8 protein-coding genes are annotated in these 13,074 nt (G+C 47.4%); 7 read left to right on the top strand and 1 reads right to left on the bottom strand.

Annotated elements, in window-relative coordinates; genetic code table 11:
* The first annotated feature begins 26 nt into the window (after window positions 1-26).
* The 7 genes from MYF79_RS29390 (at window position 27) to MYF79_RS29360 (ending at window position 11,209) form a co-directional block, all read left to right on the top strand.
* The gene (locus tag MYF79_RS29390) at window positions 27-1,214 is read left to right on the top strand and encodes a FecR domain-containing protein (protein ID WP_247811419.1); all 1,188 of its coding nucleotides are present in this window, start codon (window positions 27-29) and stop codon (window positions 1,212-1,214) included.
* A gap of 293 nt (window positions 1,215-1,507) precedes the next feature.
* Window positions 1,508-4,864 (top strand): TonB-dependent receptor, encoded by a 3,357-nt coding sequence (locus MYF79_RS29385; protein ID WP_247811418.1) that lies wholly within the window; start codon window positions 1,508-1,510, stop codon window positions 4,862-4,864.
* 20 nt (window positions 4,865-4,884) lie between these two features.
* Complete coding sequence (locus tag MYF79_RS29380; protein ID WP_247811417.1) at window positions 4,885-6,423, top strand: RagB/SusD family nutrient uptake outer membrane protein; 1,539 nt, start codon at window positions 4,885-4,887, stop codon at window positions 6,421-6,423.
* A gap of 38 nt (window positions 6,424-6,461) precedes the next feature.
* Window positions 6,462-7,319 (top strand): hypothetical protein, encoded by an 858-nt coding sequence (locus tag MYF79_RS29375; RefSeq protein WP_247811416.1) that lies wholly within the window; start codon window positions 6,462-6,464, stop codon window positions 7,317-7,319.
* Between the two features lie 101 nt (window positions 7,320-7,420).
* Window positions 7,421-8,278 carry a glycoside hydrolase family 16 protein gene (locus MYF79_RS29370; RefSeq protein WP_247811415.1) on the top strand — a complete coding sequence of 286 codons (858 nt, stop codon included), beginning with the start codon at window positions 7,421-7,423 and terminating at the stop codon, window positions 8,276-8,278.
* Window positions 8,275-9,732, top strand: coding sequence for a glycoside hydrolase family 30 protein (locus MYF79_RS29365; RefSeq protein WP_247811414.1), 1,458 nt, complete (start codon window positions 8,275-8,277; stop codon window positions 9,730-9,732). Before MYF79_RS29370 ends, MYF79_RS29365 begins: the two co-directional genes overlap by 4 nt.
* A 19-nt stretch (window positions 9,733-9,751) precedes the next feature.
* The gene (locus tag MYF79_RS29360; protein ID WP_247811413.1) at window positions 9,752-11,209 is read left to right on the top strand and encodes a glycoside hydrolase family 30 protein; all 1,458 of its coding nucleotides are present in this window, start codon (window positions 9,752-9,754) and stop codon (window positions 11,207-11,209) included.
* Window positions 11,210-11,435: 226 nt separating this feature from the next.
* Here MYF79_RS29360 and MYF79_RS29355 read toward each other — a convergent pair whose 3' ends face one another.
* A complete protein-coding gene (locus MYF79_RS29355) occupies window positions 11,436-13,067 on the bottom strand; it encodes a RagB/SusD family nutrient uptake outer membrane protein (RefSeq protein ID WP_247811412.1) in 1,632 nt (543 codons plus the stop codon).
* Between the last annotated feature and the right edge of the window lie 7 nt (window positions 13,068-13,074).

The following is a 13,074-nucleotide window of genomic DNA, read 5'->3' as shown; positions in this document are numbered from 1 at the left end:
GTACCCGCAAAAGGTGCTCATTATTTATGTCATCATCCACGGACCACTACGAAAAACTTTTACAAAAATACCTTGACGGCCAATGCTCTGTGGTCGAAACGGAGGAGTTATATGCCTGGCTTCAATCGTCGGGTTCTCACCGTTCCCTGCTGGCTGCCATGCAGCGGGAGTTCAAAAAGACCATGGAAGAACGCCATGAGATCCCTTCAGAACTGAGCGACAGGATAGAAACAAGGCTTTTACAGAACATCTCCCGCGATAAAGTGATAAAATTCCGGCAGCGCACCCGCCTGCGCTGGATAGCTGCTGCCGCAGCGGTACTGCTGCTGGGAAGTGGCTTGTATTATTATACGAATACCGTCTCGTCCCGCAAGACATTTACCACAGGTAACGCTACGGTCGCTAATACCGGAGATATTGCACCAGGTACTAATAAGGCTATACTGATACTGGCAAACGGCGATGTGGTAACGCTGGACAGTGCCGGCAACCAGGTGATCAACCAGGGGCAGACCATTGTGCGTCAGAAGAACGGACAGCTGGAATACGCTGCACAGGGCAACAGCGGCGCCGTTGTATATAATACGCTGACCGTGCCAAGGGGCGGTCAGTTCAACATCGTACTGCCCGATGGCAGCCGTGTGTGGCTGAATGCGGCTTCCAGTATGAAATACCCTACCGCCTTTAATGGCGACCGCCGGGAGGTGGAATTACAGGGACAAGGCTACTTTGAAGTGGTCCCCAATGCCAGGCAGCCATTTTTCGTAAAGGTGAACGGGCTTGAAGTGCAGGTACTGGGTACCAGCTTTGATATCATGGCCTATGCCGACGAAAAAAGTATTAATACAACACTGATCGAAGGGCTCGTAAACGTAAAAAACGGAACAACAGAACAACGGCTGAAACCAGGGCAACAGGCCATCGTGGACCCGGCTACGGGTAATATGGTAGTGAGGCCGGCAGACGTTGACCAGGTAATTGCCTGGAAAACAGGCTTTTTTGAATTTGACAACGCCAGCCTGGGGGACATTCTACGCCAGTTGTCCAGGTGGTATGATATTGACATTAGTTACAACCAGACAGGAAATGAACGGCTCTTTGGGGGACGTATTAGCCGGAGCTTACCTTTATCTGATATTCTGCATATGCTGGAAGCAAATGGACCTACATTCTTACTGTCAGGAAGGAAACTAACTGTTACATCGGGGAAATAAAGCCTGTACTGAATCCACGTAAAACAGTCAGGGGTATTATTCAAGTAAAAACGATTACGTTATGGAATTAGTAACTGAAACAAATTAATTAAAGAAGCGGTTTGTCCTATGAAACAAAGACCGGAAGCGCTTGCAACACTTCCGGCAGATTTGTCAGGGACATTCTGAAAACCACGTCACGTTAACAACTATTGATCTTCTAAATTCCCAAACACTACAAAAGTATGCATTTAAACTTTAGTGGTAGGGCTTTCTGTGCGCAGATGCCTCTACCCGCCAAAATTGTCAACGTTATGAAACTGACCACCTTTTTGTTGCTAGTGGTTTGTTTGCAGATCAGCGCAAAAGGGGTATCGCAACAGATCTCTATATCTGAGAAAAAAGCTCCCCTCAAGAAAGTACTTCGACAGGTAGCACGTCAGGCAGGAATTTCCATAGTGTACGATGAAACATTACTCGCAACGGCCAATCCGGTAACTATCGATATTAAAAACGCTACCCTTAAAGAAGTGCTCGATATCTGCCTTAGCAATCAACCATTTGCCTATACTATCGACGGCACCCGCATCATCGTAAAAGGCCTGCCCGATGCTAAACTACTGGCAGACACTACCATTACCGTAACGGGAAGGGTAACAGATGAAAAAGGAGACCCCGTGCCCGGCGTAAGCGTTCGGGTAAAAAATGGCAGCACCGGTACTGCTACCGATGTGGATGGCCGGTTTAAACTGAAGGCGCCTGCCGATGGTTTACTGGTATTCAGCGCACTGGGATTTGCACCATATACGCAGGCGGTAGGCAACGGCAACCTCTCCATCAGGCTGAAAGGTTCTGAAACCTCCCTGACTGAAACTGTGGTGGTAGGTTATGGCGTACAGAAAAAAAGTGTGGTGACCGGCGCTATCACCAGCGTGAGAGCTTCCGACCTGGAAAGCCAGTCTATTACCCGCGTTGAAAGCGCCCTGCAGGGTAGAACCTCCGGTGTTACCATCGCGTCCAGCTCTGGTCAGCCAGGTTCCGGATCCTCAGTAAGGGTAAGAGGGATTACCACCTTCAACAACAACGATCCGTTGTGGGTAGTAGACGGTGTTGTGGTAGATAATGGTGGTATCGGCTACCTCAACCAATACGACATTGAATCCATCGAAGTACTGAAAGACGCCGCTTCCCAGGCTATCTATGGTGCACGTGCTGCTGCAGGGGTTATCCTGGTCACTACCAAAAAAGGTAAGGCCGGAAAGCTGAGCGTAAATTATAATGGTTATTATGGTACTTCAGCTCCGGCACGTAAACTGAAACTCCTGAATGCCACCCAGTATGCTACCTTAGTTAACGAGGCTTCTATGGCTGGTAACGAAGGTATTAAATATGCCGATCCGCAGTCTTTAGGACAAGGTACTGACTGGCAGGCACAGATCTTCAACAACAATGCCATCCGCCAGAATCATGAGATCAGTGTTAGCGGTGGCAGTGAGAAATCTACTTTCTATTCTTCCTTCGGTTATCTGAACCAGGAGGGTATTGTGGCTACTGACATTTCCAAATATCAGCGTATTAACTTCCGTCTGAACTCTACGCATAAACTGTCTGAATGGGTAACTTTCGGCCAGAACGTGGGATATGCCTACGATAAGTCTGTCGGTCTGGGTAACACGAATAGTGAGTTTGGCGGTCCGCTGGCATCTGCTATTAACCTGGATCCGATTACTCCGGTTACCATAACCGATCCTGCGGTTGCAGCAACGTATGATCCAAGAGTGCCAAAAGATGCCAACGGAAATTATTATGGTCTTTCAAACGCAGTATTCCAGGAGATTACCAATCCGCTGGCATATATTGCTACCCGTAAGGATAACAGGTATAACTGGTCTCACAACATCGTAGGTAATGCTTACCTGGAAATATCACCAATAAAGGGTCTGAAACTACGTTCTACCCTGGGTTCCAAGATCGCTTTCTGGGGAAGTGAGACTTTTACGCCGGAGTCTTTTCTTAACTCATCGACCATCACTGACAAGAACAATTTCAACCGTAGTTATAACAACGGTTTTAACTGGAATGTGGAGAATACTATCTCCTATACCAAAGCATTCAGCAAGCATAACGTAACCTTGCTGTTAGGGCAGGGTGCGTATGTTGACAACCATACCAGGTCAAGCTCTGTGACCTATTACAAACTGCCGATAAACAGTTTGAAAGAAGCATCACTCAAGTATCCTATACCCCCAACCCAGAAAGACGCAAGCGGTAGTGAAAATCCGGATCATAAGCTTTCATCGCTGTTTGCTCGTGTAAACTATAACTATAACGAAAAATATCTCGCAGAAGCTATTGTGCGTCGTGACGGTTCCTCCCGCTTTGGCGCTAATAAGAAGTATGGTATCTTCCCATCTTTCTCGCTAGGTTGGGTAGCTTCCAGTGAAGGTTTCCTGTCGGGTAACGAGATCATTAACTTCCTGAAGGTACGTGGTGGTTACGGTGTGGTTGGTAATGACAATATCGGCGACCTTTTATACCTCTCTACCGTTGGCGGCGGCAGAAGCTATAGCTTCGGAACCGGGGACTCATACGTGATTGGAAACAGCCCTAATGCGCCCCCCAACCCTGACCTGAAATGGGAATCCACCAGCCAGACAAACATTGGTTTTGAAGCAACTGTGCTGAGCGATATTACAGTGTCATTTGACCTGTTTAGAAAGGCAACGAAAGATATTCTGCAGTATCCGCGTATCCCATTCTATGTAGGGGCCATCTCCAATCCTGCAGCTAACGTAGCTGATATGGAAAACAGAGGTGTGGAACTGGAACTGGGTTACCGGAAGAAATTTGGCGACGTTAATTTCGCTATCAATGGTAATGTTTCCTACCTGAAGAATAAGGTAACCAACCTTGGTCGTAATATTGCCTATCTGTCCGGCGGAGAATCCATTCAATCTACCAGCAAGCCAATCACACGTACTGCTGTTGGACAGGCATATAGTTCCTTCTTTGGTTTCCAGACCAATGGCATTTTCCAGACGCAGCAGGAAGTAGATGCTTATGTAAACAAAGATGGAAAGAAGATACAGCCAGGCGCCGTACCCGGTGATTTCCGTTGGGTAGATATAGACGGTAACGGCAAAATAGAGTATGAAGGTGATCGTAAGTTCCTTGGTAATCCTACTCCAAGCTGGACATATGGTTTTACCCTGAATTCAGGTTATAAAGGCTTTGACCTGGTATTGTTCGTACAGGGCGCTGCTGGTAACAAGATCTTCCAGGGACTGCGTCGTCTGGATATTCCCACGGCTAACTGGCAGACCAAAGCATTGGGTCGCTGGACTGGTCCTGGCACAAGCAATGACTATCCACGTCTGACAACAAAACCTGGGAACGATAACAATAATTTCACCAACCCATCCGACTTCTACCTGGAAAGCGGCAACTATGCAAGGATCAAATCCCTGCAGATCGGTTATAGCCTGCCTGCTTCCCTGTTGAAGAAAGCATACATCGAGAAATTCCGTGTTTACCTGATGAGTGAAAATCTGCTGACCCTGACCAAATACAGCGGTTATGATCCTGAAATTGGCGGTGGCGTATTCAGCATCGACAGAGGTATCTATCCGCAGGCCCGCTCTTTCATGGTAGGTGTAAATGCTACGTTCTAATTTTTAAAGCTGACAACAAGATGAAAACAAGACAAATTCCATATATAATAGCCATGGCCATCGGATTAAACCTGACGGCCGGCTGTAGCAATAAATTTCTCGAAATAGAACCAATAGGTACCGATCTGGAAGCCAACTACTACCGTAATGCCACAGAAGCTTTTAATGGCCTGGTAGCAATATACGATGTGGTAAGCTGGCAGGGTGGTGGTTATGTCACCAAAGTGGGTGCTATGGATGCTGGTTCAGATGACCATCTTGCCGGTGGTGGTGGTGCAAGCGACATAACAGCCTTCCAGGTATTTTCAAAATATACCCTCGCTCCCGATCAGGGCCCCCAGGAAGAATTATGGAAAAAAGGCTATGCCGGTATCTTCCGTGCCAATACGCTGTTAGGTAAACTGCCTAAAGTTCCGATGGATGAAAACCTGAAGAAGCGTTTTGTCGCTGAATGCAAATTCCTCCGCGCATTCTTCTATTTCGACCTCGTACGTTTATTCAGAAATATTCCCTTGCTGACTACATCTGTAACTGCCGGAGAAATGTACAATGTGGTACAGTCGCCTCCTGCTGATGTATACAATCTGATCATCCAGGATATCAAGGATGCTATTGCAGAGCCTAATTTTCCTGATCAGGTACCGGTAGATTCTCTCGGCGGACGTGCCACCAGAGGCGCTGCGCATGCACTGTTGGGTAAAGTATACCTGTACCAGGAAAAATGGGCGGAAGCTGCTGCAGAACTGGCGGAAGTAAACGGTACACCCGGACAAACAAGTCCGAAATATGGTTATAAGTTGCTGGCCAACTATGCTGACCTGTGGAAATTCAATGCCAATAAATTCAACAGCGAATCAATATTTGAAGCTGCATTCAGTTCCAAGTCAGGCGGTAACTGGAATTGTGTAGGCTGTACCGAAGGTAATGTGCTGAACATCATGGTAGGCCCGAGAGGTTATACCGCTTTGAAGCCTGAGGCGCCTCAGATGGTGTCCGGCTGGAGCTTCCTGGTAGTTACCAAGAGCCTCTTCGATGCTATTCACTTTGATCCGCGTTATAATGCAACCGTATTGAACATGGATAGCCTGAAGGCAAACGGTATTGCAAGCTATTCTCCCGGACATGATGATACCGGTTGGTTCCTGAATAAATTCGCGGCGAAAATAAGTGATAAATCTACCGGTCCTGGTAACATGGAACTGAACTTCCCCCAGAACCTGTACGAGATCCGCCTGGCAGATACTTACCTGATGGAAGCGGAAGCGCTGGTGAAAGCCGGCCAGAGCGGTGGGCCAGGTTCACGTGCCTATGAATTACTGAATGCTGTACGCGCCCGCGTAGGACTCAGCCCTATCGAGGCAACAGATGATAATATCTTCAAAGAAAGACGCCTTGAACTGGCTGGTGAAGGCCACCGCTGGTTTGACCTGGTACGTACCGGCAGAGCTGCAGCTGCGCTGGGCGACCGTGGTTTCAAAACAGGTAAACACGAGGTGCTGCCTATTCCGTTACTGGAACTGGAAAACACAAAACTTCAGCAGAACCCTGAATGGAAATAAGCGTATTAACAGCATTCATGATCTAACAAACCGCACAAATGAACTTTCAGTATATAAAACATACACGTACTATCGCAATGGCCGCCCTGCTGGCCGGCGCAGTATCCGGTTGTACACCGGAATCATCTGATAAAGGACTGGGCCCCTTGCCTACGGCGTCTTTTACTGCCGATCCACTGGCCGGCAATCCGAATAAGATCGTTGTCAAAAATACAACGCCGGGTGGGTTCCTCTTTGAATGGATAGACGACGCAGGACATAAATCCAAACGCGAAACTGATACACTGAGCTTTTTCCAGGCAGGAAAATATAAGATCCAATTCACCGTATTCACCAGTGGCGGATATGCAAAAACCGCTAAGGAAATTACCATTGCCCAGAATGCCGAAACACAGGATATCCTGCAAGGCGGTAATATGGAAGCTGGTAGCGAACAGTTCTGGACGGTGTTGAACACCGGCGGTACACAGACCGGTATCAAGATAGAGAATGGGAAAATGGTATTCAGCAACACAGGCAACAGCAATGGCGCTATCTACCAGAAGGTGAGTGTAAAGGCAGGTAAATCCTACGTGTTCTCAGGACATGTACAGGGTAACGGCGCTACCAATTCCTGGTTTGAAGTTTATATAGATGCTGCTGTGCCTAAACAGGGTTCTGACTACAGCGGAAATAAATTTATTTCCCTCAATACCTGGTCTGGCTGCGGAGCGGTAGCTTTTAACGATGATCTCGCCAAGATTGGTTGTGATGGTACCGGCAAAGATAAAAATGGTATTATGACCTTTAGTAAGGCAGGAGACATTTACATTGTGATCAAAGCAGGTAGCTCCGGTGGTACACTGGGAACCGGCGGTATCACTCTCGACGATGTAAAGTTCCTGGAAGAGAAATAAAGTCTATTTTGGATTAGGAATTGGGGACCCGGGGATAAGGTGTGCATACACCTGGTTCCTGATCTCCGGTTCCTAATTTTTTTCTTTATAAAACAGCGCGTATGAAAACACTCAAATATCTTCCCTTCATTCTGCTTAGCTTTAATATCCTTTCCTGCTCAGGAAAAGGCGGCAGCGATACGACAACGAACCCGGTAACGCCGCAGGGCCCCGTAGATAAGCACTGGACCTTTGAAACAACACCCGTTTGGGCAGATGAATTTGATTACAACGGTTTGCCCGACAATACAAAATGGGGATACGATATTGGTGGTGGCGGATGGGGAAACAATGAGCTGGAATATTATACCAACAGCCTGAACAATGCCTCGGTGGCAAATGGCAAACTGGCCATTACTGCCAGGAAAGAAGTGAAGGAAAACCGTAATTATACCTCCGCACGACTGGTCACAAAAGGGAAAGGGGATTTCCTGTACGGCCGCTTTGAGATCAAGGCAAAACTGCCTGCGGGTAAAGGTACCTGGCCTGCCATCTGGATGCTGCCAACCGAATGGGCGTACGGAGACTGGCCAAAATCAGGAGAGATCGATATTATGGAACATGTGGGATATGATCCGGATGTGATCCATATCAGTGCACATACAGAAGCCTATTATTTCAGAATAAACACACAGAAAACAAGCGTTAAGAAAATACAGAACGCCAGTACGGAATATCATGTGTATAGAATGGATTGGACACCCTATGCCCTGCGTGGGTATATCGACGATCAGCTCATCTTTGAGTTTATTAATGAAGGGAAAGGATACAAAGTATGGCCTTTCGATAAGAAATTTCATCTCCTGCTGAACATCGCTGTTGGTGGCGACTGGGGTGGTGCACAGGGAATGGATGAGTCCATTTATCCGGTAACAATGGATGTGGACTATGTAAGAGTTTATAAAATGATTGAAAAATGAGATTCCGTAATAAAACATCGATCAGCCTGGCTGTATTGTTAATGACAGGCCTGATCGCCATTGCAGGCTGCAAGGATAAAAATGGGGGAGAAATACCAGGCCCCACTGTCGATCCGCCAATGACCGATACCACAGACGTCAATATGTGGCTGACCACGGGAGATAAAACTGTACTGTTCCAGAAGCAAAAGGTCAGGCTGCTCTTTAAGGATACTGTCAATATATACCCGGACATCAGCGTGAATGATGAACAAACGTACCAGACCATAGATGGCTTTGGCTATTGCCTGACAGATGGCAGCGCCATGCTGATCAATTCCCTTCCGGCCAATGTACAGGATGAATTGCTGAAAGAACTCTTCCTGACAGATAGTACACATATCGGTGTGAGCTACCTGCGTGTAAGCATTGGCGCCTCCGATCTGAGTGTGGCGCCATTTACCTACAACGATCTCTCTACAGGTGAGACAGATGTCAATATGACTAAATTCAGCATTGACATGGAAAAGAAAGACCTGCTGCCTATACTGAAGAAAATAGTGGCCCTGGCTCCCAATATCAAAATCCTGGGATCGCCATGGTCAGCTCCATCCTGGATGAAAACAAACAATGCCTCTAAAGGCGGCAGCCTGAAACCTGAATATTATGCCGCCTATGCTTTATACTTTGTAAAATACATCCAGGCAATGAAGGCAGAAGGTATCACGATCGATGCCATTACACCCCAGAATGAGCCACTGCACGGCGGGAACAACCCGAGTATGGTCATGCAGGCCAATGAACAGGCTGACTTTGTAAAGAATCACCTGGGACCTGCATTCAAAGCAGCCGGTCTGACCACTAAGATCATTGTATATGATCATAACGCAGACAAACCGGAATATCCTGCTGCTATCCTGAACGACCGGGATGCTTATCCTTATGTAGACGGCTCGGCCTTTCATCTGTATGGCGGCAGCATCACAGCGCTCACGCAGTTACATGACGCTTACCCTGAAAAGAATATTTACTTCACTGAACAATGGGTGGGTGGACCCGGCAACTTCGGGAACGACCTGAAGTGGCATGTCAGCACACTGATCATTGGCGCTACCCGCAACTGGAGCCGCAATGTACTGGAATGGAACCTGGCTTCCGATCCGAATTATGGTCCGCATACGGAAGGTGGTTGTACTACCTGTCTGGGAGCATTGACAATTGGTTCCGGCGTCATTCGTAACGTTGCATATTATATCATCGGTCACGCATCTAAATTTGTACGCCCGGGCGCAGTCAGGATCGCTTCTAATATTACAAACCAATTGGACAATGTGGCGTTTAAAACCCCCGATGGTAAAAAGGTGCTGATCGTTGTAAACAATGGCGCCATACCGCAGACATTCAATATCAGGTACAAGGAAAAAATAGTGACCAGTACGCTTGCCAATGGAGCTGTAGCAACATATATCTGGTAAATTCTAACATCGTTTATAAATGAGAAAATTCGCATTGATAGGGCTGTTGCTGGTGGCTTACGCCGGTTACGCGAAGAGCGAAGCCCTGCATAATGGAAAAGATTCCACTACACGTAAAGGTGTTACTGTATACACCACGGCAGAGAATACCAAACTCCGGTTGACCGAAACGGGCACTTTATCTTTTGCTCCCATGAAACAGCCGCTTGAAACAGAAGTGTGCATCTTTGTAGACCCTGCAAAGCGTTTCCAGACGCTGTTGGGTATTGGTGGCGCACTCACCGATGCCGCTGCTGAAACATGGGCTAAAATGCCCAACCAGAAGAGAGCAGAACTGATGAAGGCGTATTATGATCCGGTAGAGGGCATTGGGTACACATTGGCCAGGACCAATATACAGAGCTGCGATTTCTCCAGCGATTCTTACAGCTATGTAAAGGACAATGATAGCTTACTGAGAACATTCAGTGTAGCGCACGATATGCAATACCGCATTCCTTTCATTAAAGCGGCTATAACCGCCGCAGGAGGAAAATTGCCATTGTATGTAAGCCCCTGGAGCCCTCCGGCCTGGATGAAGGACAACAACGATATGCTGCATGGTGGTAAACTGTTGCCAAAGTATTACCAGTCATGGGCGAACTTCTTTGTGAAGTTTATCAAAACTTATGAGTCACTGGGCATCCCGGTATGGGGACTTTCTGTTCAGAATGAACCGATGGCAAAACAGAAGTGGGAATCCTGCAACTACTCTGCCGAAGAAGAGAGGGATTTTATCAAACGTTACTTAGGTCCTACCTTACAGAAACAGGGATTGGCTGCAAAGAAACTGATAGCCTGGGATCATAATCGCGATCAGGTGTATCAGCGCGCCAGCACTATCCTGGAAGATCCAGCGGCTGCAAAATATGTCTGGGGCATTGGTTATCACTGGTATGAGACCTGGACGGGTAGTACCATGATGTTTGACAATGTACGCCGTGTGGCAGAAACTTTCCCCGACAAGCACCTGATCTTTACCGAAGGGTGTATCGAGTCTTTCAAGCGGGAGCGTATCAATGAATGGTTCATCGGTGAGCGTTATGGTCACTCGATGGTCAATGACTTCAACAACGGTACCGTTGCCTGGACAGACTGGAACATCCTGCTGGATGAAAATGGCGGTCCTAATCACGTTGGTAACTTCTGCTTTGCACCGGTGCATGCAGATACAAAGACAGGTGAACTGATCTATACCAACGCTTATTATTACCTGGGGCACTTTTCTAAGTTCATCCGCCCGGGAGCAAAACGTGTGATCGCATCATCCAACAGAACAGACCTGGAGACAACCGCTTTCGTTAACAAAGACGGTAAGCTCGCAGTTGTTGTGTTGAACATGTCATCAAAAGAGATCCCTTACAAGTTGTGGATCAAGGGTGAAGCAGCTGCCGCAACGAGCCTGCCACATTCAATCGCAACACTGATAATAGAATAGGATATCCTTGTACCAAATGGAAAGCCTCCCTTTGCGGAGGCTTTTTTATGCGGGTATCTCCGTATTATATCCGACTGAATATCCACAAAAAAGAAGCCGCCTCAAAACGAATTGAGACGGCTTCCTGTTCTTCACTCTTTAGTCCAGTCAGTGATTCTTAATTCCCAACTGATGGTTTCCATTTATAACGATACATTCACAATATTGACATTCTTAACAACCCGTATTATTGTACATCCCACCATAATCTTGTTGCACCATTGTCGGCGCCTTTCAGCAACACAATAGCCTTGGCCACTTCCGCGCTGTTGGTGTTATACTCGTTCTGTGGGAAGGGTAAGCGTCTGATCTGGGTAGTACTGCTGATGACACCACCGCTGAAATTGTTCACGACAGGGAACAGTTTAGGATACCCTGTGCGGCGGAATTCTGTCCAGGCTTCCTGGCCTTCAGGGAACATAGCGATCCATTTCTGTGTAATGAGACGTTCCATTTTTGCTTCAGGGCTTGCTGCATCATCCCACTTGATGGTGATGGCAGAAGGCGCTGCTGCATTGTTTGCGCTGTTCTTTGGATCTGTATAGCCGGCAGGTGTGCTGGTATTATCGTTGAGATAAGCACCGGCATTTGCGCCCCATTGTTCCATCGAAGTAGTGATGCCCTGGTTATATAGTGTTTGTACATCACTACCTGCATTTGCCCAGTTACGCAGGGCAGCCTCTGCTCTCAGGAAGTATACTTCTGCAGCAGTCATGATCTGTACAGGAGTGGTGATAGAGAAGGACGGCGTACTGCCTGTCAGGTTCAACGAAGAATACCCGGTATAATCTCCTTTGGACACATTGCCATTGACAGAGCCTATTCGGATGCCCTGGTAGCGGGAAGGAAACGCAGGATCGGTAGACTTGTCAAAATATTTGCCGATGCGCGGATCATTGTAACCGCTCATATAGCTTTGAATAGACGCACCGATACGGATATCCAGCCAGTTCTGTGCTATAAACACCAGTGGATTACTAAAGCCTGAGCCCGATACCTTTACTTTCATATTGCCTGCATTACCCGTGATCACACCGCCGTTGGCCGGATCCAGGGCTTTTTCGGCCTGTTCCTTTGCCAGTTCGGGAGCAGCTTTCACGATATGCATAGCGAGGCGTAAACGGAGGCTGTTAGCATATTGTAACCACTTTGTGAAATCACCATCGTATACGAGGTCAAATCTGGAAAAAGCGAAGGGCAATGGCTTTCCGTTACCGGCGACCTGTGTACGCAGGTTATTGGTAGCAGTGTCCAGCTCCAGGAAGAAACGTTTGTACACATCTTCCTGGCTGTCGTACGGAATAGCGCTCTTGCTGGTACCCACCTTACTGTAGGGAATAGGACCATAGATGTCGGTAACACGGCTCATACCGGTTATCTGCACTATCTGCGCTACAGCCCATACTGCAGGATAAGCCGTATCGACACCACTTAAACGCAGCTTGCTCACAGAAGACATGATATTGAGGTAACCTACCTTGAAAGGCTCACCATTCCAGCCGCTTATAAGCGAGTAGGACAGGTTGTTTTGTCCGCCGTTAAATGGGTTGGGCGACATAAAATAACCTGAATAGCAGTCAGCATTCAGATTTTGTTGTAACTGGTAAGAGTTGGGATCCCCACCATCAGAAAAGTTGATAATAGAACGCTGTGCCCTTGTAAGGAATGCACCGATATCATTAAAATCTCCCTTCAGGTCGTCCGGAGTAATGCCGGTATTGTCCTGGTTGTATACTTCAAAGTTCTTCGTACACGCACTGGCTCCCAGCAATACTGCTGCTGCAATAGCCCACATGCTTTTTATATAGTAACGTTTCATTTTCTTC

Origin of the sequence: Chitinophaga filiformis, from assembly GCF_023100805.1 — a bacterium.
Taxonomy (GTDB): Bacteria; Bacteroidota; Bacteroidia; order Chitinophagales; family Chitinophagaceae; genus Chitinophaga; species Chitinophaga filiformis_B.
The sequence above is the reverse complement of the archived record's forward strand: the minus strand, read 5'-3'. Positions and strand labels throughout refer to the sequence as shown.